This window comes from Streptomyces sp. NPDC006314, assembly GCF_040613075.1.
In the GTDB taxonomy this organism is placed as follows: domain Bacteria; phylum Actinomycetota; class Actinomycetes; order Streptomycetales; family Streptomycetaceae; genus Streptomyces.
Map to the genome: position 1 here is coordinate 414,903 of NZ_JBEXRL010000004.1, position 22,224 is coordinate 437,126.

13 protein-coding genes are annotated in these 22,224 nt (G+C 67.4%); 7 read left to right on the forward strand and 6 right to left on the reverse strand.

The genetic code is table 11. The features are described from left to right. Window positions 1-207: 207 nt before the first annotated feature. From ABZ079_RS09945 to ABZ079_RS09960, 4 genes are read right to left on the reverse strand one after another with little or no spacing between them, the layout of a single operon-like run. Window positions 208-1,041 (reverse strand): phosphoadenosine phosphosulfate reductase family protein, encoded by an 834-nt coding sequence (locus ABZ079_RS09945; protein WP_067135521.1) that lies wholly within the window; start codon window positions 1,039-1,041, stop codon window positions 208-210. Next, on the reverse strand, window positions 1,038-4,616 hold the full coding sequence (locus ABZ079_RS09950) for an ATP-binding protein (protein ID WP_356938913.1): 3,579 nt from the start codon (window positions 4,614-4,616) through the stop codon (window positions 1,038-1,040). Before ABZ079_RS09950 ends, ABZ079_RS09945 begins: the two co-directional genes overlap by 4 nt. Then, window positions 4,613-5,728, reverse strand: a complete 1,116-nt coding sequence (locus ABZ079_RS09955; protein ID WP_260825118.1) for a DUF4007 family protein — start codon at window positions 5,726-5,728, stop codon at window positions 4,613-4,615. Before ABZ079_RS09955 ends, ABZ079_RS09950 begins: the two co-directional genes overlap by 4 nt. A gap of 59 nt (window positions 5,729-5,787) precedes the next feature. Beyond that, on the reverse strand, window positions 5,788-6,939 hold the full coding sequence (locus tag ABZ079_RS09960; RefSeq protein ID WP_356938914.1) for a cysteine desulfurase family protein: 1,152 nt from the start codon (window positions 6,937-6,939) through the stop codon (window positions 5,788-5,790). A 536-nt stretch (window positions 6,940-7,475) separates the two neighbouring features. Between ABZ079_RS09960 and ABZ079_RS09965 the strand changes: the two genes are divergently transcribed. From ABZ079_RS09965 to ABZ079_RS09985, 5 genes are all read left to right on the forward strand, one after another. Then, window positions 7,476-9,047, forward strand: a complete 1,572-nt coding sequence (locus tag ABZ079_RS09965; RefSeq protein WP_356938915.1) for a DEAD/DEAH box helicase family protein — start codon at window positions 7,476-7,478, stop codon at window positions 9,045-9,047. Then, a complete protein-coding gene (locus ABZ079_RS09970) occupies window positions 9,044-10,924 on the forward strand; it encodes an ATP-binding protein (RefSeq protein ID WP_356938916.1) in 1,881 nt (626 codons plus the stop codon). The genes ABZ079_RS09965 and ABZ079_RS09970 overlap by 4 nt, the downstream gene beginning before the upstream one ends. After that, on the forward strand, window positions 10,921-11,817 hold the full coding sequence (locus ABZ079_RS09975) for a phospholipase D family protein (RefSeq protein WP_356938917.1): 897 nt from the start codon (window positions 10,921-10,923) through the stop codon (window positions 11,815-11,817). The genes ABZ079_RS09970 and ABZ079_RS09975 overlap by 4 nt, the downstream gene beginning before the upstream one ends. Before the next feature lie 70 nt (window positions 11,818-11,887). Further along, window positions 11,888-12,535: a hypothetical protein gene (locus ABZ079_RS09980; protein ID WP_356938918.1), complete on the forward strand. Its 648-nt coding sequence runs from the start codon at window positions 11,888-11,890 to the stop codon at window positions 12,533-12,535. A 109-nt stretch (window positions 12,536-12,644) separates the two neighbouring features. Beyond that, window positions 12,645-13,532, forward strand: a complete 888-nt coding sequence (locus tag ABZ079_RS09985) for a phosphoadenosine phosphosulfate reductase (RefSeq protein ID WP_356938919.1) — start codon at window positions 12,645-12,647, stop codon at window positions 13,530-13,532. Window positions 13,533-13,627: 95 nt separating this feature from the next. On the opposite strand, the gene ABZ079_RS09990 is transcribed toward ABZ079_RS09985, so the two are convergent. Continuing rightward, complete coding sequence (locus ABZ079_RS09990) at window positions 13,628-14,476, reverse strand: hypothetical protein (RefSeq protein ID WP_356938920.1); 849 nt, start codon at window positions 14,474-14,476, stop codon at window positions 13,628-13,630. A gap of 70 nt (window positions 14,477-14,546) precedes the next feature. Then, window positions 14,547-15,989, reverse strand: a complete 1,443-nt coding sequence (locus tag ABZ079_RS09995; RefSeq protein WP_356938921.1) for a DNA phosphorothioation-associated putative methyltransferase — start codon at window positions 15,987-15,989, stop codon at window positions 14,547-14,549. An 87-nt stretch (window positions 15,990-16,076) separates the two neighbouring features. Between ABZ079_RS09995 and ABZ079_RS10000 the strand changes: the two genes are divergently transcribed. Then, on the forward strand, window positions 16,077-16,394 hold the full coding sequence (locus ABZ079_RS10000; RefSeq protein WP_356938922.1) for a nucleoside triphosphate pyrophosphohydrolase: 318 nt from the start codon (window positions 16,077-16,079) through the stop codon (window positions 16,392-16,394). 190 nt (window positions 16,395-16,584) lie between these two features. Further along, the gene (locus ABZ079_RS10005; protein WP_356938923.1) at window positions 16,585-22,008 is read left to right on the forward strand and encodes a hypothetical protein; all 5,424 of its coding nucleotides are present in this window, start codon (window positions 16,585-16,587) and stop codon (window positions 22,006-22,008) included. Window positions 22,009-22,224 lie beyond the last annotated feature (216 nt).

The following is a 22,224-nucleotide window of genomic DNA, read 5'->3' on the forward strand; positions in this document are numbered from 1 at the left end:
GCCCATCATGCCTCATATGTGACGTTCCGTCACCCCACTGCCTGGAAGCTCGACTTGTCGTGGGTGAGTGTGGGCTGCCTTCCTCCGGAGGTCTGGGACAGAGCCCGGGCGAAATCTCAACCCCAAGAGGGACGAGCTCGATTGGAAGTCGGGAAAGCAACAGCGGCCCCAGCTCGTGCTGCTGGGGCCGCTGCGTGTGGTTGCGCGTCAGAGGTGGCAGACGGAGCAGCCGGCCTCGTCGTCGTCGGAGTCGAGCGCGTCGGAGAGTACCTCCAGGAGGGGCCTGTTGGGCTTGATGCGCTTGGCCGCGCGCTCCAGGGCCGCCCGGTGCTTGGCCTCGATCTCTTCCTTGCGCTCTATGAGCTCCGGCAGCGACTCGCCCTGTGACCAGGTGTAGTTGCGGCCCTTCATGGCGGTGTGCCGGTAGCGGACCTTCTCTTCGTACTCGACGGCGCGGTCGAAGAGGTCGGGGTGACGCTCCTTGAGCCCGACCCACTCGTGCTTGCGCTGGAAGAAGCAGAAGTAGCAGCCGGAGCGCGTGCGCCACTCGTAGTAGCCGGGCAGGCCGATGCCGGCCTCTTCGAGGATCCGCATCACGCCGTCCTTGTCGATGCCATCCTCTCGGAAGGGGAAGACGGCCTCGATGTTCGGCTTGGTGCTGACGTAGCCGAGGCGGTTCTCGTCGGCGCGGATGGCGACATAGGAGATGACCTTGTCGTCACCGACCCAATCCTCCAGTGGCTTGATCTTGAGGTTCTTGGTGCACCAGCGCATCTGCGGGCTGGGAAGGGTGCCCTGGTAGACCTCCATCCAGTGGTCGAAGTCGCGGTCGGCGTTGAGCCTCACGATCGACTTGCCCAGGGCGGCCTCGAGCCGGTTGAGGTACTCGTAGGTCTCCGGCAGCTCGGCGCCCGTGTCGCAGAAGAAGTACTCCATCTCCGGGACACGGTCGCGCATGTAGACGGCGAGCGCGGAGGAGTCCTTGCCGCCGGAGATGCCGAGCACGTGCCGGACCTTCTTGGTGTCGGCTTCGTCGGTCATCCCTGTGCCTTCCTTTCACTCGCCGCTGTCGCGGCTTCGGTCACGCGCTGGGCGAGGGCAGCGAGCAGGATCCGTGCCCCGTCCGGCCCGAGGGCCTTCTCCGCCCGCTTCAGGACGTCTGCAGCGAGCGTGTCGGCCTCGCCGCGTGCCTGCTCGGGTACGTAGATCAGCGTGCGCTGCTCTACGCCGGCGCTGTCGGTCAAGGTCAACAACTGGGCGTCGAGCTTCTCTTCCCGGCTCCGGACTTCGCGTCCGGCGTGGTGCAGATGTCCGACGCGGTCGAGAGCTGCGGCCATCGCTCTGGCCTTCTGTGGGAAGACCTTGGCTTCGTGATCGTCCCAGTCTCCGAGGGCGGAGTTGGTCAGACGCACGACGATGGGTTCCAGCCAGTCGTCGTCTTCGAGGCTGTCGCTGAGGACGAAGTCGACGAAGCCCCGCAGTTCTGGTGTCAGCACGGCGTCTGCGAAGCCTCGCAACCGGGCCGCCAGCTGAGTGCGCAGCTTGTGCAGTTCGGCCGGCAGGCGGAACTCCTTGGCAAGGACGCGGACGACCTCTGCGCGGAGCTTACTTTCGATGGCAACGAGTTCATCGGCTGCCGCGGTGAGGCGTTCGACGTAGGTGTTCGCCGCCTCAGCGCTGGCCCGTGTGCGTGCTGGAACCTCGGGGAGCCCAAGGGCCTTGGGCAGCGCGTGGAAGACCAGCTCGTCGGGGTCCACCGCCTTGGCGATGGCGGCGCGCACGGCGCGGGCATCGGCGGAGATGTTCTTGGTGGTGCGGGCGTACTTGTTGAGGTCGGCCACTCGCGTAATCAGCGCACTGGCGACGGCGAGGAGGTCGGGGTTGCGTAGAGCCTTGGAGCGTGGTGCTTCTACGCCGAGAGAAACCATCAGCTTCTTGATGATGCTGCCCCGCTGGCCGTCTCCGGCTGGCGTGTACTTCACCGAGAAGCGTCCTGGGCCCTTGACGAGGCGCTCGACGGCGTCAATGGTCAGCCGGGGGAGGTAGGTGCCTTCCTCGAACAGGGCGACGTCGTGCCGGCGGATGATCAGGGCCGGAAGCAGGAAGACCGGGACAACGCCAGCCTTGAGCCCAAAGGGGGGACTCATCAGGACACGAATGACCTCTTCCATGCTGACCCGCTCGGTGGCCCCGGTCAGTACCTCATTGAGGGCATTCCAGGCGGGCTGGGCGTGCTCGTGGCCCTCACCGGGTGGGGAGAAGCCGTACGGCAGCAGGCTTTCGTGTTGGCTCTCGGCCTGCGCCTCCCCGTTCTCGCGATGCAGGCCGAGGTAGGCCAGAACACCGTGATAGATGGCTCGTTCGGCTTTGTACCCGGCGAGCCCGAGGTTCTCCTTGCCCGAGGCAGAGAGCATGGCCGTTAGCAGTATGCCGCGGGCTTGGGCGGCCTGGCTCGTCAGGACGTGCCGGCCGAGCATCTCGTTGCGGATGTGCGGGGTGTGCGGGTACACCGATTCGCAGGCGAGGGAGACCAGGCCGCTCAGACTCCGGGCCGTCAGGCCGGATGCGGCCGGTTCTTCGCCAGGGGCGATCCCGGTGTGCCACAGGCTCCAGGACGCTTGGGAGGACGGCGGGTAGAAAGCGTCCTGCAGCAGCTCCAGCAGCTCGGCCTCGGCCTGCACGAGCCGCTCCATGACTTCGCGCCGGGCGACGTGGTCGATGTCCTGCTGGTTGCTGAGTTCCTTCAACGCGACGAGGTAGGTGGCCGTGGTCAGCACCACGTCGGAGTCGGCGGTAGTGCCGACGAGAACCGGCAGGGGCGAGTGCACGGTGGGCCGGTCGGCATCGGTACCGAGGTGGAAGACGACGAGGCCGTCGGCGGGCTCCCTCAGCTCGTCCGGGGCAGCGACGGTCTTGGTCTCCGGGCCACTGACCGCGGTGTAGAACACGCGCATCATGCCGGTGATCTGGCTGTGGCGGCTGGCCACGAAAGCCTGGGGAATGAGGCTGCCGAGCCGGTCGATGACCGCAGCGTCGTCGAAGTGGCTAATGATGTCCTTCAGCCGACCGTCGATGTCGACATCGGTTCCTTGCCAGACTCGGTATTCGCCGCTGAACTCGCGGTAAACCACGAAGCCCCGGCGGACGAGGTCGGCAAGCCGCTCTTCGAGTGCCGAGAAGGCAGCGGGGTCAGCGACCTCGGTGGGGTCGTGGAGGGCAAAGTGGATCATCGGCGCGGTGGCGCTGAGGGCCCCATCGGAGTCGATCAGGTTGAGGACGCCAATGGTCTTCAGTACGTCCTGGTCGGCATCCGGGAGGCCGTTGGCGTCCCGAATCCGTGAGTCGACCTCGATCCACCGGCTCGCGTTGGCGGAAGCAAGCAGGGTCGTGCGCCCGGAGTTGAGGAAGTAGTCGTACAGCTGCGGCAGCCGCACCGTGCTGGCGTGCTCTGCGTTTTGATCGCTGTGCTGGGCCAGCGAGTGGCGGACGGTGTTGGGCTCTCCGCTGTTGAGGAAGCCCGACAGGCTGCGGTCGTGCTGGCCGATCTGGGCGGCAAGGATCGGCGCAGCCAGGGCCGTGATGGGGTGAAGCGGGTAAAGGTCGGCAAAGTGGTCGGAGCCGAGTTCGGCGAGAACGCCGAGACCGTGCTGCGTCCAGAGATCCGCGGATGCCTCGGCGGAGGCGTTGATCAGAGCCTGCCCCGCAGAGTTGACGGCCGAGCGGTCGAGGCGGCGGCGCAGCAGGTGCAGGGAGTCGCCGTGGTGGGGAACGAAGGTGATGTCTTCGAAGCGTCCCTGAATCTTGGCCCATTCGCGGGTCTTGAGTTCGCTGGACCGTGAGGCGTAGTCCATGAACGACAGGTGCTGCAAGGTCATCAGGTAGACGGGCAGCCCGTTGGGGCCGGCCGCCTTCTCCGCGAGTTCCTGCAGTAGGAACAGGTCGTGCTGGGCGTCGGCGAACTCGTTGTGGCCGGCGAGGTGTTCCAGCGTCTTTCCGAACTCGTCGATGACGATGAGCAGAGGCTGCTGTCCGTCCGCCGTCAGAGCCGTGACGGCGCCGAGAATCTCCTTGGCCCCGGCCCTGTCCGGGTCGGCACACGCCTCTAGGGCGGTGGAGATGGCCTTCGGGACGCGCTTGCCCCAGCGTCGCGCCGCCGCTGTGTGCAGGGCGCGGGAGAGGGTGGCGACGACGGATTCGCGGCGTGCGGTGGCCACGCCGCCGAGGAATCCCTCGGGGGCGATGGCATCGCGGGCTGCGGCAAGGCGCTGAGCGAGGGCAGGGCTGGCCTCTTCGAGGATGCGCGATGCCTCGCTGCGCCGCTTGGCATCTCGCCCCAGTAGCGCGTCGATGATGTTGGACAGGGTGGACTTGCCGGAGCCGTAGGGGCCAGTGAACGACCAGGCGCGGGTACGGCGTGGGTCGGCCAGTGCACTCGCGATGCGTTCCAGGACGTCCACGGCCCGGGCGCCGACGTAGGGATCGTGCAGCGCGTCCTCGACGTCGCGCTCGAGGTTGGTCGAGCGCATCTGGGAGCCGACGAGTTCGATGCCGGCGGGGAACTGCGGAGCGGAGCTCGACGGGCTACTCGGGGTCCGCGTGGAGGTTGCGGTGGTCACGCGGTCTCCTTAGCAAAGAGTGTGTCGGTGGTGTCGTCCGTGTCTGTGGCGTCCGTGGGCTTCGTGGCGAGTTCCTTCTGCTCGGCCTCGGCGAGCTTGGGGAACGTGGCGGCCCACTCCTCGCGGGTGGGGAAGCCGGGACGGCGGGTGACGAAGTCGTATTGCTCGTCGAGCACTTCCCACGCCAGATCGAAGGGGTCTGCCGAGAACGCGAGGCTGCGCTGTCCCACGGCCTCGGTCAGGTCGAGCTGCGGGTGATCCGCAGCAACCTTCTGCAGCGCCGTGACGATCTCGTTCTCCCGGACGCGGAAGGCACGCCCCGGGGAGCCCGGCTCGTTGGCGAGCCGGGCAACAGAGATCGAGTTGGCCTGGCGGGAGAACTTAGCGGCGTAGTCGAGGCAGGCATAGGCCAGGACCCGGGCAGGCAACGAGGTGCGGTGCCCGCTGGTGAACTGCCACTCGGCATTCCCGCGCGTCCCGACAAAGGTCAGCAGGTCAAGGTCGCGGAACGGGCATGCGAGCAGGTCCTCGTAACTGCCCGGCGAACCCGCCTTCTCCGGGGCGCTGCGCGCGTACATCTTGGTGAGGCACTCGATGTCCTTGACGATCGACGCCTCCTCCGGGCTCTTGTCGTAGGAGAAGTTCACATGCCGGGTAACCACCTGCGTCATGTCTGCAACCGTGAACCGGGAGAACGGCGCGAGGTGGAAGGCCGTGTACCAGGCCGGCGCGTGACTCTTGGCCCCCGGACGGGACGACACCAACCACCAGTGCAACAGCCACAGGCTGCCGTTCTCCTCCAGATACGGGTCCGCTCCTCCGTCCTCGTCGAGGAGCCAGCGGGCCTCCCAGGTGGGGTATGAGAACTTGGCCTGTGTGCCCTTCGTCGGATTGCACTCACGAGTCAGCTTGAACGCGCGCGACCAGTAGCGCATGGCGTTGACCATGTTCTTGCCCACGCCGAACCGCACCGGGGCATCAGCCGCGAGGAACGCACCCTGATCGCGTTTGACCTGCATGTATGCCTTGTGCAGCCAGCCGAAGCGGGGCGCGAACGTTTCGTGTCGCGCGAAGGAATAAAGGGCGGCTTCCCCAAGCCGGCTGTCTGACATCCGGGGCCTCTCTGTGTCCAATGCGATCGTTCTAACGAGGTTGGTAAACGGGGTAACGGTCAGCGGGGACCGTCGGCTTCGGCCAGCGCGGCCTGAACCTGCGTCACAGCGTGTTTGACGGCCCGCGCGGCGTGATCGATCTCGGCATCCGTGGTGGCGTAGCCCAGCGAGAAGCGGATCGTGCTGTCGGCATCCTCGCGGGACAGCCCCATCGCCAGGAGCACGTGGCTCGGCGTCGGAGCGCCTGACGCGCACGCGCTGCCCTCCGAGGCAGCGACGTCGGGCATGGCTGCCAGGACCGCGTCCGCAGGCACCCCAGGAAAAGTAATACTCGTCACGCCCGGCAGGCGCTGATCGCGCCGGCCGTTGATACGGCAATCGGGCAGGGCGCCGGTGACCAGGTACTCGAGGCGGTCACGCAGGGCTGCGACCCGCTCGGCCTCCTCAGCGAGGCCGCGCGCCGCGGCCTCGGCCGCTGCTCCCATGCCGATGATCCCTGCCACGTTCAGGGTGCCCGCGCGCCAGCCCCGCTCCTGTCCGCCGCCCACAAGGAGCGGCCGGTGCGGGAGCGGGGACCCACGGCGCACATACAGGGCCCCGACTCCCTGCGGTCCGCCGAACTTGTGGGCCGACAGTGACAAAAGATCGACGTCGAGCTCAGCGACGTCCACGGGGAGGCGGCCGACGAGCTGCGTGGCGTCCGTGTGGACGAGCGCGCCAGCTTCACGGGCTGCCTTGACCGCGACGCGGAGATCGGTGAGGACCCCGGTCTCATTGTTCGCCGCCATCAGGGAAACCACTCCCCCAGAACGCGCAGCGAAGACCTGATCGAGGGCGCCGAGATGCACCAGGCCGTCGCCGTCGACCGGCAGAAGTACAAGATCCTCTGGGCTCCCGGCGGTGACCGCGCGGGCCGTCTCAAGGACAGCCGGATGTTCAACGGGGCTTGTGACCAAGGGGTTTCCGGCAGAGAACGCGGCCCGGAGGGCGAGATTGTTCGCCTCTGTCGCCCCGGAGGTAAAGATGATCTCGCCGGGCGAGCAGCCAAGAAGATCGGCTAGCTGCCGACGGGCGACGTCGACCCGATGAGCCGCCCGCCGCCCCGGTTGGTGCATGCTTGAGGCGTTGCCGACCGATTGCATGGCCTCGACGACGGCCGCGAGAGCCTCAGGCCGGATCGGAGCGGTGGCATTATAGTCAAAATAGGACATACTCGCCCCATTTGGCCCGTTCATCATCTGCCACCCCACCTCGCTCGTGTCGCACACCAATGTACTGCTGGGGGAAGCCTCACCCCGCATCCGGGGTTCCACCAGTAGCCCGCCGTGATCCTAGCCGCGAGCCGAGATCCACTCTTTGAATCACTCGAACGCGTTGTGTCGCAAGCCATTTACCGAATGAATGTTCTATATCGCGCACTCGCGCGTAAGCCGCATGCCGAAAGATCCGTTTCGCGGCCTGGAAGACAGGCAGCTGCGTGGCCAAATGTCCTCCCTGGCTGGGCTTTTAGTCTGATGGTGCTCCTGTTGTCAGTGGTCCCGATTAGGGTGGTCCGAACGCTGCAACGTCGCAGTATCTGCAAGTTGCAGCGCTGCTTGGAGTGCGTCGAGCTGGGGGAGGAACTTCACGATGCTGGTCGGTCCCGTGCGGGCGGCTCACGGCTTGCCGTCAGCCGCATCGGTCAGGTGAGGCTGTGACGACTTGGTCACCGGGAATGCCCTTCGAGGCAGTCCTGGCAAACGCCCCCATGGACTACATCCGCCGGCACCTCGGCAAGGAGCTGTGCGGCCTCCTTGACCTCATCGAAGGAGGCACGGCGGGCAATGAGCGGTTGCGAGCCGTCGCTGCAATCGCGATCGACGCCGAGCTCCTGGTCGCGGACGAGGACGAGCGTGCCGTACTGCTCGGTCTCATTCCCGAGCCCAAGCGGGCGGAACTGGCGCAACGGCTCGGGTCGCTGGGCGACGAGCAACCACTGGAGTACCTGCACACGCTGAAGTGGACGCCTGACGAGCGCCGGGAGCTTCTGGAGTTCTTCGGCTTCACGGTCGAGCGCGCACAGCCTCAAGTCCCCTCCTTCAAGCGGGAGACAGCGCCCGACTACGCCCTGTTCCCCCATCAGCTCCGCGCGGCGCGCCGGACCAAGGAGCTGCTGTACGACGGCCCCCGCCGAGCCGTGCTCCACCTGCCGACGGGCGTGGGCAAGACCCGGACCGGCATGAGCATGATCTGCGACCACCTGCGGCAGCACGGACCGACCCTGGTGGTCTGGCTGGCCCACGGGCAGGAACTGCTGGAGCAGGCCGCGGCCGAGTTCGAGCGCGCCTGGAGCAAGGTCGGCGACCGCCCCCTGCCGGTCCTCCGCGTGTGGGGCAGCACTTCCCCGGACCTCACGGACGTGACCGACGGACTGGTCGTCCTCGGGCTGGAGAAGGCCGTCTCAACCGCCAAGTCGGACCCACAGTTTCTGCGCACCCTGGCCGCCCGCGCCACTCTGACCGTGTTCGACGAGGCACATCAGATCATCGCCCCCACGTTTCAGGGCGTAGTGGACGACCTGACGGTCCGTCACGACGCCAGTCTGCTGGGCCTCACCGCGACTCCGGGCCGCACGTGGGCGGACATCGCCAAGGATGAAGAACTCGCCGACTTCTTCTCCCGCCAGAAGGTCATGCTGGAGATCGCGGGCTACACAAACCCGGTGACAGCCCTCATCGACCAGGGCTACTTGGCCAAACCGATCATGCGCACGGTGGCCGCGGAAGCCGGCATGCATCTGTCCGCACGGGATCAGCAGAGCCTGGCGCGAGCGTTCGAGATCCCGGACAGCATCATCGCCGAGCTCGCGAAAGACGAACAGTGGAACCTCAAGGTTGTCCAGACAATCATGGAGCTCCTTGAGAAGCGGCACCGCCGCATCCTCGTGTTCGCGGCATCGGTGCAGCACTGCCGACTCATCGCCTCCGTGTTGTCCGCGGCCGGCCTCGACGCGGTATTCGTGACCGGCGAGTCCTCGCCGCGGCACCGAAGCGACGCCATCCGTCGTTTCAAGAGCGCCGCGCGGCGCCCGATGATCCTGTGCAACTTCGGAGTCCTGACCACGGGCTTCGACGCGCCGGCGGCCAGCGCCGCCGTTATCGCCCGGCCGACCAAATCCCTCGTGCTCTATAGCCAGATGGTCGGCCGAGTCATCCGCGGCCCCAAGGCTGGCGGAACTGAAACCTGCGAGATCGTCACCGTCGTCGATCCGGAGCTCCCCGGGTTCGGCGACGTCGCCGAAGCATTCACCAATTGGGAAGACGTATGGGAGACAGCGTGACCGGCGAGGGAAACAGCTACCGGATCGTCAGCCCTTCGCTGACCGTCAAGGCCATGCGCGACAGCGGCTACAAGAACACCGCCTACGCGCTCGCCGAGCTGATCGACAACAGCATCGACGCGCAAGCCACGCTGGTACAGGTCTTCGCCTGCGAGAGCCCCATCGAAGGTGCCGCCCAGACCAGGTACCGGGTGGACAAGATCGCTGTCCTCGACAACGGCAAGGGCATGGACAGCGAACTGCTGCGCCGCGCTCTGAAATACGGGGATGGTCTCGGCGACGACCGCAGCCGAATCGGCCGCTTCGGCATGGGCCTGCCCAACTCCAGCATGTCCCAGTGCACCAAGGTCGAGGTCTGGTCGTGGAAGAACGGCGCTGCAAACGCCATGTACACCTACCTTGACCTGGACGAGATCACCGAGGGGCAGGATGAAGTTCCCGACCCCGTACCTCGCCGTGTGCCGGAGTATTGGGACGACCTCAGCGAGGTGCCCCTGGGCACCAGCGGCACCCTCGTCGTCTGGACGAACCTGGACCGCGTCAAGTGGCACAGTGCCGGCGCCACCCTGCGCAACACCGCCGAATTGATCGGCCGTGTGTACCGGCACTACCTGAACGACGGCTCCGTGGACATCAAGATGGCGCCCGTTCGCGACGGTAAGGTCCTCGAAGGGGACAACGGCGCCTACTACGCCGAACCCAATGACCCTCTGTACCTCATGGAGAAGACCGGAACGCCCGCGCCGTTCAACAGCACCCCCATGTTCGAGCCCTTCCCCATGGGCAACGAGGCGGAACCCGGGGTCTACCGCTATCCCATCACGGTCGATGGCACACAGCACACCGTAACGGTGCGCGCCTCCATCGCCCGGCCTGAAGCCCGCCGTTCCGATGTCTCCGGCCGTCCGTGGCCCGACGACGCCAACCCGAACCGGGCCCCGGGTGACCAGAAGTGGGGGAAGCACGCTCGTCGGAATGTCGGCGTCTCGCTGGTCCGAAAAGGCCGCGAGCTCGACCTCGATACCTCGTGGGCGATCGGTTACGACCCCGTGGAGCGGTGGTGGGGCGTCGAGGTGGACTTCCCGCCCGAGCTCGACGAGGTGTTCGGCGTCACCAACAACAAGCAGACGGCCGTCGTGTTCTCGTCACTCGCCGACTTCGACTGGTCGGCCGAACAGGATCCCGACGAGACACCCAAGCAGTTCAAGGACCGGCTGCGGGAACTCGGCGATCCCCGGCTGCCGCTGATCGACCTCGCCCAGTACCTCAAGGGTCTCCTGGGCAAAATGCGCAAGAAGCTGAAGCAGCAGACGCTGGGCGACCGGAAGGGCAAGAAGCGGTATGACCAGGACGTCACCTCCAAGGCCACGGACGCCGTCAAGCGCCGGCAGGAGGACGGGTACACCGGTACGACCGACCTCCTCGCAGAGGAGGCGACGGAAGCCGACAAGCGCCAGGAGCAGCTGACCGCGCTTACCGAGCGGCACCATGTCGACGAGGACACCGCCCAAACTCTGGTCGACGAGGCCCTGGAGAACGACTGGCGCGTCCGCTGGATCTCCAGTCCCCAGGACTCATCCGCCTTCTTCAACATCGACCTGCTCGCCGGCATGCTCCAGGTGTCCTTCAACACCGAACACCCCCTGCACAGCAAGCTGATGGCCGTTCTTGAGGACGTGCCCGAGGACGCCAACGACGCGGAGCTCCGCCAGCGGCTCGCCCGCGCGACGGAGACCTTCAAGCTGCTCGTCTTCTCCTGGGCGCGGATGGAGGACGAGATCCCCAACAAGAAGGCGCGCCGCGTCATCGCGGATGCCCGAAGCGACTGGGGCCGGTACGCCCGTGACTTCATCGAGGACGGGAGCGAAGAGGAGTGACACAGCCGGACCATGTCTGGCAGCAGATCGCGGACATGGTGGAGGGTGCCGGCGAGGAGGTGGTCATCATCGCCCCTTTCATCAAGAAGGCGATCTTCGAGGAGACCATCGCCGCGGTGCCCTCCTCCGTCCAGAAGATCACGTGTGTCACGCGCTGGACCCCGGCGGAGGTAGCCGCCGGGGTCTCGGACCCGGAGATCATCGAAGCTGCCCAGAGCGACGAACGCATTTCCATTGCCTTGTGTCCGTCCCTCCACGCCAAGCTCTACCGTGCCGACGGCCGCTGTCTGGTCGGCTCTGCCAACCTGACCGGCAAAGCCACTGGACGCGTGCCGAACGCCAACGTGGAACTCCTGCTAGAGGTGCCGATCGACCACCCCGAAGTACAGCGTGTCCTCGACCAGATCAACACCCGCTCGACCATAGCCACACCCCACACTGCAGCCCTCGTACGGCAGCAGGCAGAACTCCTGAGAAGCGAGCGCGTCACTCCGCCGTCTGAGGACGAAGCAGCCCCGTATTGGTTCCCGGAGACAAGAAGACCGGCGAACGTCTACGCCCTTTACAGCGGGCGACAGAGATTCACCTCGCTGGTCGAGGCCGGCATCGTACGAGACCTGGCCATGCTCGATGTTCCCGCCGGCCTCCCGGAAGACGCCTTCAACAGCGAGGTCGAGGCCCGCCTGCATGCGATTCCGGAACTCGGTCAGCTGACCACAGAACAGCGTCTCAGCAACATCAAACTCCAGCGGGCCATCGCCGAACGGACGGGAGACACAGAAGAGCAGGCGCGCAGAACGGCCGAGACGCTCGCGGCCTGGCTCCAGCACTTCGGCCGGTACTACACCGAAGTGGGCTCGTGGGAGCTGCGACCCGGCATAGAGCACGCCTAAGATCACAGCCACGGCGTGGCCAGCACACCGCCGACGAACACGAGCACAGGGTGATGGGGAAGGCCGTCTCATGGCAGAGGTACGCGTCCCGTTCCTCCTCGGGCACGCCGAGATCGCCTTCCTCTTCCACATTGAGCGGCAGACATCCCAGAGATGGCGTACAGCCGGCACGCTCGCCGAGCCCGATCTGATCGCCTCCGGCAATCCGTACTGGCTGCTGAGCACGGCCATGCGACTCGACGGCGAAGGCGACCGCATCGCCGACCGGGAACGGCTAGCGACCTACAAGGCCGGTATCCCCCATGGTTACGACCCAGAGGACAAGGAGAACCTCCCAGTCATCGTCGGTATCCAGGAAGCAGCACGCGTGCTCGGTCAGAACGCGCAGACCATCTCTCGGTGGCGGAACCGGCACAAGATCGCCGAGGCCGACCTGCTCGTCTCCGGCTCGCCGCTCTGGCTCCTTGAAACGATCCTGGACGACGCGCGGCAGCGGCAGCGAACCGTCGTGGCCTCCGAAGTCGCCGCGCTCCGTGCAGGACAGCGCACTCCTCAGAAGCCCCGTGGCCGAAGGCCGAGCGCCCCGGAGGCAAGTCCGCCGCGACAGCCACCGCCTGCCGCACAGACGTTCACCAGCGATAACCACAGCGCCGCAGCTGAGTTTCTGGCGTCCGTTCTGGCCCAGGGATACTCCGTCACCATCAAGCCCCGGCGATAACTCATCACCACGGCCCATGCCAGCCCACGCCCCGGTTGAACTCGATGTTCACCGACAGCAGTGAGAGAAACACTTGCCTTGATCATACGTCATCCATAGTGTCTCTCACATGTCGATCTTGCAGCGCACCCACGGAGCCCATGACGCCAACCCCACCGACTCCGCCCCACAGACCGCTTCCTGCCAGCCCGACCCCATGAAGGTCGTCTCGTACGGAGGCGGCGTGCAATCGACGGCACTACTGGTGCTGGCGGCCCGTAAGGAGATCGACTTCGAGACCTTCCTCTTCGCCAATGTGGGCGATGACAGCGAACACCCGGCAACACTCGCCTACGTTCGTGAGGTCGCCATGCCGTACGCTGCCCGGGCGGGCCTCGATGTCCAAGAGCTCAGGCGGCGCCGACGTGATGGAACGAGCGAGACGCTCATGCAGCGTTTGCACCGGCCGGCCACGAGGTCGATCCCTATCCCAGTTCGCATGGCGAATGGGGCTCCGGGCCGACGCAACTGCACGGCAGACTTCAAGATCAAGGTGATTGGACGGTGGCTCCGAGAGCACGGAGCCACCGCGGAGCATCCGGCTGCGGTGGGTATCGGAATATCGCTCGACGAGATCCACCGCGCCAACCGGCGTCGGCGAGAGCCTCACGAGATCATCGAGTACCCGCTTCTCGATCTCGGACTCCGCAGGACCGACTGTGAGCGCCTCATCACGGAGGCGGGCCTCCCAGTGCCGCCGAAAAGCTCCTGCTTCTTCTGCCCCTTCCTCACTGTCGACGCTTGGCGGCACCAGCGCAGGCACGAACCCGACCTGTTCGCCCTATCGGTGGAGCTCGAAGAGACGATCAACGAACGCCGGGCTGCACTCGGACGTGATGCCGTCTACCTCACGAGGTACGGCCGCCCGCTCGAGCAGGCGATCCCTGAAGAGGGCTTGGCGAGCTGTGACGCCGACGACGGGGACGGTTCATGCGACTCCGGCTGGTGCATGACCTGAGTCAAGAAGTACGGCTGGGGACGGAAGCTGATCCTTCCGCCCCCAGCCTTCGCTTCGCACCAACGAAAGAACCGCGGTCGGGTCGGATCCCTAGGTCAGAGCTCGGGCGGCTCGCCAGGCTCAAGGTGGAGAACCGCCAGGTATTCGCTGTAGGGCATCTCTTCATCCACCCACCGACTGCCGTCAGCTCCATCTGGGATCAACCTGCCGTCGAAGAGGTACTTGTCCTCATCGAGAAGCACAACGCCCCCCTCGTCCAGGGCCGCAGCGAGCAGAACCTGTATGCCCAGCATGACGGACGTGGTCGCTTCCCTGGCAGCACAGATTTCCTCGTGACCAGTTGCGTGGATCTTCGCATCCACATCGTCGATCGGCGCCGGAACTCCTGCGAGCCCGTGCACCGTCTGACGGTGCAAAGCCATCGCTGCGGCGACACCGGAGGCGACGGATACAGCGGTGTCGCTGGGCTGATTCCGCACGTGAGCTGTGAGGTGCTCAGCGACCGCGCGTGAGTGCATTGGCCAGACGTGGGTGCGGTGAGACAACTGGCGCTCCGCCCTCTCGATGGCGGCAACGGGCTGCGAGCAGTCCGGGTACAGCACTCTGACGAATCCTTCGAGCGCCGCCCGAACGTAGCCGAGCCGCACGAGGTGCAGCTGCCACTCCTCCATCATCTCCGACCAGACGACGTCGAAGTCGCCGCCGGCCGCACACATGCCCCCGTCGTCGTACGACATATCGAGGGTAACCGTACGCAGCCCCTGGGCAAGGCGGAGCCACCTGTAAGCGTTCTCCCAACTGGCTTGCTCCGCTGCCCCACCGCCCGAGGCATGCTCCACCCAGTCGGTGAGTTCACGGACGTGATCCTCCGGCGCAGCAAGCGCGAGTGTGGGCGCGGTGCGGTACGAGGGCAGGCAGGCGCCCTCCGTGTGAGTGGTGGTCATAGAGGGAGCGTCTCATGTCCCACTGACAACGGTGACCGAGCTGAGCGCCTCTGTAGCCGATGCGACGTCTTCAGGTGCAGTCGGGACGCCGCACCAACCGATGTCCCCTCAAAGCCCTACCACATCTGGCCAGTTCGCGTTCCCAGCCGTCCTCCGTACCGATCAGGTGGGGACTCGCGTACAGGCCGGCACGAACCTCGGCTTCTGTCAGACGCCGGTACTTCGGCGCGTCCGGGTCGTCTTCGGCCAGAAACTCGTGCTTGCGATGCAGAAGTGGTCGGTTGACTGAGTCTGCGTAGGAAGTGAAGGAGGACTTAAGGGTCCTCAAGTCGACGGCGTAGGAAGCGGCCAGTCGGGGGTGGGGGTCCGTGTCGAACTCCGGGTAGTCGAGCCAGCTGACGCCTCGGCCTTGGTGGCGGAGTTTCACGACCGACCACTCGCCAGGCCGGCCGGCGGCGATGCTGGCGCACTGCTCGTACAGGCGCAGCACGGTCGGGATGCGATGGAGAGCGCGCCGGTGGACGTACAGAGCAGTAGCAGTGAACTTTCCGGCGATCGACCCATTCATGGCCCGGCGGACGTAGGCGTCATCGCGCAGCTTGAACAGCAGGCGGTCTGCCCGCTTGCATGCCTCCGTGTACGACGGAAAGAAGGCGCGGATGTCGAGCTGGACGGGAAGTGGCAGACTGCTTGCCGGGCCTCGGCCATGGAACAGCTCGACGGCGAGGAAGAGCAGCGTGTCGAGAGCAGCCCGTTCTGCACCCCGTTCCACCTTCACGGGGTCCGCCTCCTGCTCGGCAAGGCGCTTCAGCTCGGCGGGACGGAGGTGACCGAGGAGGCTAATGATCGGCTGCGGCATTTCCTCCAACTGCGGCATCCGGCCGCGCTGTTCCAAGTGGGCGACGACCGCACTGATCGCCGACGCGGTGTCCTCGGATGCCAACCACTCGCCATTAGGCGCGATCTGTCGGGCCAGGTAGCTGAGGCGTGCCGAGTCGTCCTTGAAGGCGTACACGATGCCGGGCGCCGCTGACAAGCACCGCACGCCCGTGGCTTCCTCGACATAGTCCCGGAGCTCTCCGGCAGCGTAAAGGTGCTGAAATGTCCGGCGCTGGGTGAGGATGCCGTCACCGTACTCGATCCCCTTGATCTGGTTGCGCTCCCAGCGCAACCGCGCAGACACCACCAGCACGGAGCTAGCCAGCTCCCAGGCTCGCAGGAGCGTCCGACGCCTTTCCGCGGGGTCCTCGATGACGTTAAGCACATACGTGAGAAGTACGACGTCAGCCGGCCGACGCTGCCCCTCCGGGAAATGCACCGGGTCCCAGCCCGTGACGTCAAGGCCAAGGTGCTGAAGTGCGCGCACATCGCCACCGCGCCCGCACCCGTAGTCCAGGACTGCCATCCCAGGCCGCAACTGGAGATCGCCGAGGGCACGGCGAGCGGGAAGCGAGAGTCTGGCTCGGCCGATGGCCGTGTGATGTCGCTGACTTCCCCAGAGCTGTTGTGTCATCGGTGTCCCTCGATACAACGGACCTGCCGGCTACGACTTCACCGCACCCTACGCTGGCACGTCCTCCTAGATCCAGAGAGGCAGCAAATGGGCAGTTACGGAAAGTTGGTAAGGGACCGTATCCCTGAAATCATCGCAGCCGAGGGGCGTGAGCCGATCACATACGTTGCCTCACCCGGCGAATATCACAGAAGGCTCCGGGAAAAGCTGACCGAAGAAGTCGCCGAGTTTCTATCCGCGGACGATGCTGTTGCCCTAGGCGAGCTTGCCGACGTCTTGGAAGTCGTCCATGCCCTCGCTATGAGCCTCGGCATCGACTCGGTAGCGCTAGAAGAAATGCGCCAGACAAAGGAACGGGAGAGAGGCGGTTTCACACGTCGAATCGTCTGGACGGGAAACCGGTGATCCACAGATCGGGCTCACCAACGGGCGACCGAACTGGCAGACGGAGAGATAAGCATCAATGAGCCCGTTCGACGGTGGTCCAAACTGTCAAGCTCAGCTCCGAGCCGCGCTCCACAGGGTGCCACCTCGCGCCCCCCGATGTCAGTGCGGCGGGATACCGTCCTCATCACGCTGAGGTGAGGGGGGAACCATGGCGAGGAACGCCCGGGCCGAGCAGCTGCGGGAGTACGGCCGGTCCGTGCTGGAGGGGGCCCGTTCGGAGCAAGTCCTGCGCATGGCACGGCAGGTGAACGCCGTGTCGTACACGAGCGCGAGGGAGTACGCGGGCCGCTCGCTCTTCGAGTTGCTGCAGAACGGCTACGACGCGCATCTGAGGGACCGCCGCGACGGACGGATCCACGTCCTGCTGGACGAGGCGGAGGGCGATTGGGGGACGTTGTACGTCGCCAACGGCGGCACACCCTTCACCTGGCGGAACGTCGAACGGATCTGCGAGCTCGCGCAGAGCTCGAAGGAGGTCGGCGAGGGCATCGGCAACAAGGGCGTCGGGTTCCGCAGCATCCTGTTGATCAGCGACGCGCCCGAGATCTACAGCGCGGACCCCGACAGCCCGATCGGCCCGGAATTGGACGGGTACTGCTTCCGCTTCGCGCAGAGGGCCGACGTGGAGGAGTTCCTCGCCGGTGACGACAACGCCCACGAAGTGGCCGCCAAGTATCCCCCGCTCCAGGCACCCCTGCCGCTGGACGATGTGCCCGCGACCTGCCGGCAGTTCGCCGCCCAGGGGTATGTGACCGTCGTCCGGCTGCCCCTGCTGAGCGAGGCCGCCCGGGCCGAGGTCCGGCTGCGGATGCGCGAGCTCGCGGGGGCGAAGGTACCCGTGATGCTGTTCCTCGACCGGCTCGTCGGACTGACGCTGGAGCGGCGGGCCACCGGTGGCGAGGCGGGCGACGACCACGAGGCGCACGAGCGGCACGAGCTATCCCGCTCCGAGGAGCCCTTCGCGGTGGCGCGGGACGGCGCCGGACACGAATTTCCCGTCTCCTTCGCGACCGTGCGCCTGGGCCCGTCCGACACCTTTCTCGTCGCCCGGGGCACCGTGGAGAAGGAACGGCTGAACAGCACGCTCGCCGAGGCCGTCGGTTCCGGGCTCCTCGACGACACGTGGCAGGAGTGGAAGCGGTCCGCCGTCGTCGAGGTCGCGCTCCCGCTGCCCGCGACGCGCCGACCGCGACGCGGGCAGATCTACACCTTCCTGCCGATGGGCGAGGACCAGGCCGCGCCGTTTCCGGGGCACGTGAACGCCCCGTTCTGCACCAAGTTCGACCGCACCGGCCTTCCCGCCGACAACCCCCTCAACGTGCTGCTGTTCGACGCGGTCGCCGAAACCTGTCTGGCGGCCGCCGCGCAACTGCGTACCGTGCCCGATCCGGCCATGCGGCAACCGGCCGTGGACCTGGTGAGCTGGGAGAGTGAGAAGGGCTCGCCAGGGCGGCTCCGCGCGGCGGCCCTGCACGTGCACGGGAGCGAACTCGCCGACGTACCGCTCGTGCCCGTCCTCGCCGCCGACGGCGCCCCACCGGAGGCGTGCTGGGCCCCGCCCCGCGACGCGGTCCTGTGGCCGGACCTCGACCTGACCGTCCTCACGGCACACCGCGCGCACAAGGCCGGGATCGTGGTGGCGGACCCCGAAGCCGGCGGCGACCGGCTGAAACGGCTGGCCACCCTGTGCAAGGCCCTCGGGTGCTCGTGGGAGCCGGGCCCGGAGATCCTCGCCGAGTACGTGGAACGGATCGCCCGGGGCCTTCCCCTCCCCGGGCCCGGTGAATCCCCCGAGCAGTGGAGCGCGCTGTACGAGGACCTGGCCGCCCTCTTCGCGGACAACGGGCACGTCCTGCACGGCAGGCAGTTGCTGCTCGCGGAGGACTGCACACTGCGGCACACCAACCGTCCCCCCAGCAGGGCGGGTACGGGGACAAGTACACGTACACAGGGCAAGCCGAGCGGTCAGGGTGTCCGCCGCGAGGCGTTCTTCCAGCCGGTGCGTACGGAGGCGAACCAGACCGAGGCCCCGTCCGTCCCCGCCCTGCTCGGGAAGCGGTTGTTCTCCCTGCACCCGGGGCTGGTCTGGAAGGACCGCGGAGAGCGTGCGCGCGGGCGGGCTGCCCGCGCCTTCCTCGAGCAGGAGGGGCTCGTCCGGCCGTACGACACGCGGGGCCTGCTGGACCACGTACGGCAGGCTCTCAGCGCGAGCACCGATCGCAGACTGCGGCTCCAAACCCTGCGGTTCGTCTTCCGGCTGTGGCAGCCCAGGCGTTCGCTGGGCGGGACGGAGGTCTCCTCGCTCGGACTGTACGTACCGACGGCGGACGGCCGGCTGATCAGAGCGAGCGACGCCGTCTTCGGCCGGGGCTGGGGCCGCGCGTCCGTCGGTGAGGACCTGGCGGCGGTGGTCGCCGCCGGGCAGGACGTGTCGAAGAGTCTCAAAGCAATCGCCGGACGCCTCCTCGCCGCGCCCGAGGAGTTCGCCAAGCGGGGCGAGACTACCCCTGAGGAGTGGCGGGCGTTCTTGCTGGAGGCCGGGGTGGCCGACGGTCTGCTCCCGGTCAGGTCCCCCCACGCCTTGAGCCGGGTAGACCAAGGCCGGCAGCTCACCGCTCGGCAACTGATCCGCATGGCGAAGGTGTCTGCCGAAGTGCAGGAGCAGTGGGAGCCGTACGTCCGCAACTGGTCCAGTGCCTACTACCCCCGGACGCCTTACCGGGGAACCCCCGCCTGGCGGCTCCCCGGCCAGGAAGTCGTCGGACGCCTCGGCCAGGAGGCTCGGCTGGCATACGCACGGCTTGTCCTGCATGGCCTGGCCAGCTGGGACGACGCTAGGTTCACCAGCGTCTGGACCAGTGCCGGCAGCCAGAGTTCCCCGGACAGGGAACTGGTCCCGACCCCGCTCGGCGCCTTCGTCCGGGAGCAACCGTGGCTCCCGGTGCGGGGCCGCGACCGGGCCGTCCGGTTCGTCCGGCCGGCTGACGCCTGGCACTGCCCGCCTGGGCTGGAGGAGGAGCCCTCGTACGCGCCGACCGTCGACCATCGGCTGCGCCACCTTCTGGAACGCGGGAAGGCGGGCGACCGCTTGCGGGAAATGCGGATGTCGACCTGGGACGACCCCCGGGACAGCGCCCGCCTCATCGCCGCGCTGGGACAGCTTGCGTCGGAGGGCGCGCTGGGGGCCGAAGACCGGCCCGCCGCGCAGCGCGCCAACGAACGCGCCTGGAGACACCTCGTACGGCGTCCCTGTCCCGCACTGCCCGAGGGCGCCAGTCTGCTCGCTGAGTCCGGGGACCGGCTGATCAGCGTACCGCTGTCCGCTCTGGACGGCGGGGAGAGCGATGGCGATGGTAATGCCCGGACCGTGCTCTACGTCAGCGGTGAACGCGACGGCCTGACAGCCCTGCTGATACGGGAGATGGCGCGCCCCCTGCTCACCCTTCCTGGTGTCTCGGCGAAGGCCGCCGAGCTGCTGGCGGCCGAACACCCCGCCACCGTCCGGCACACCGACGACCTGACGTTCACGGTGACCGTGGACGGCACACGGGTTGACCCCGCGGCCATGGGAGAGCCACTGGTCCAGCAACTGCCCTGGCTCGCGCTGGCCCTGGGCGTCCTCTGCGACCACCTGGCGCGCGGCCCCCGGGCGAGCGAGGCCGAGCTGAGCGAGCTGACGTCCCTGGTCCGGAGCGTACGGCTGCACCGCTACCGCTCCTGGGACATCAAGCTCGACGACCGGCCCGTGACCTTGCCGGGCCGCCTCGGCGGAGTGCTGCCACTGCCCGATCCGAAGCATCCGCTCGTCCTCGCCCCAGCGGGCGAGCCGGGCTGGCCCGAGACCACCCGCATCGTGATGGCCGTCGCCGAGCTGCTGGGACGGCGAGAGTTCGGCGACCGGCTGCGCCTCGCCGCCCACCAGCTCGCCTCCCGCCACGCCGACCTGCTCGACCCGGGCCACGAGGATCTCGCCGACGCCCTGGAAGTCACGGTCCACCAGGTCGAGGAGACCAGCCACCGGATCGACGGTGCCATCGGCGCGGTCCTGGAACGCTGCCGGCCCTTCCTCGTCCACCTGCTCGGCACGGAGACGACGAACTCGCTGATCCTGCCGCCGCCCGGTGACACCCGGGAGTTCCAGGCCCACCTCGATGAGTACGCCGCCGAGCTCCCGGTATCCGTGCCCGACTTCATCGCCAAAGCCCGCGCAGCCCGCGGTACGGACGAACTGCGTCGCGACCTGGGCATCGGATTCGCCGAGCTGAACGACACCCTGCGCGCGATGAGCCCACCCCTGGAACCGATCAGCCACGCCGCCGAGCATGAGGAAGCGCTCCGCACCTACCTGGACCTGCGCAGGAAGGAGCTCGTCAACCGGCTTCGCTGGGCGGTGCTGGAGGACTTCGACGCGCGCCGTCCGATGTCCGACTGGCCCTCGGTCCGGGCCATGGACTGGATCCACGCGCCGGAGGCATGGGAGTACACCGTGGACACGGCCGACACGGGGAGCCTGGAGGCGCACGTGGAGGAGCAGCTGGCGCTGCGCCTGGGCCGCCCGGTCCCGTTGCCCCGGTCGGGCGAACGCCTGCCAGCCCCCGACCAGGTACGCGGCGCGAACCTCCGTACGATCACCGGCCTGACCGCCGACCTCGCGGTCCTGGTCAGGGCGGCCGGACACCCGTTGCCAGCGGCCCTGACCGCAGCCGAGCCCGCCGAGGAGGTCACCGCGCGGCTTGAGGCCGTGGGCGCGCTGGACTTCCGGCCCCTGTCCCCCACCGACGTCGTCGGCTGGCTGGCGGCCCTCGGCCAGTGGCCCGACGGGATGGCGGTGTCGACGGATCCCGAACGGCACGGGCTGTCCGGGGCCGACCTGGACCGGGTGCGCAACGCAGCGGAACACGAGCGCCGCGAACGGGAGCGCAAACGGCGGTCGATCTCCGTCGGCGGCCGCGACTTCGACGTGCACTCAGGCGACTTCACCGCCCTCACCCGCGAACTCGACCGGGTCCTGCAGAGCGGCTCGGCGCCAGGCATCACCGCCGCCGGACCGCTCCGCTTCACGGACCCCCGCCCCCAAACAGGGCGCACCCAGGCCACCGGTCGCACCCGCGGGTGGCGGTACGGGGGCGGCACGGACAGCGGGCTGACCACGGCCCAGCGGGAGGCCATCGGGTACGTGGGCGAGTGGTACGCGTACCAGTGGCTGTGCGCTCGCTACCCGGACAGCATGGACGAAACCTGCTGGGTGTCGGGCAACCGCCGCAAAGCCTTCCCCGGCCCGTCCGGCGACGACGGCCTCGGCTTCGACTTCCAGGTCGGCTCCGGCAGCCGGCCCTACCTGTACGAGGTGAAGGCGACCGGGGGCGAAGGCGGCCGCTTCGAGCTGGGAGAAAGCGAGGTCCGCGCGGCCCGCCAGCACGCGGGCAACGACCGCTGGCGCCTCCTGGTGGTCACCCACGCCCTCACCCCGCACAAGATGGCCATCCAGATGCTCCCCAACCCCTACGGAAAGCGAGGCCGAGGCCGCTACCGCGAGGAGGGCGGGGCACTGCGCTTCTCGTACCTGCTGTGACCTTGACGTTCAACTCCAGCGCGAGGAAAGAGTGGCTCCTGCCCGCGGGACCTATCTGGGACTTTCCTGGAACTTCCGGCCGGATCAGCCAGTACGGGCGGGAAACAACGGAAAGGCCATTCATGCAGGTCATGGCGTTGCCTGGTCTCTTCCGGGACATCTGATCAGCACGACTCAGTAGGTCTGCGCTCAGCGTCGCCCGCCCTCGGCGCCCCA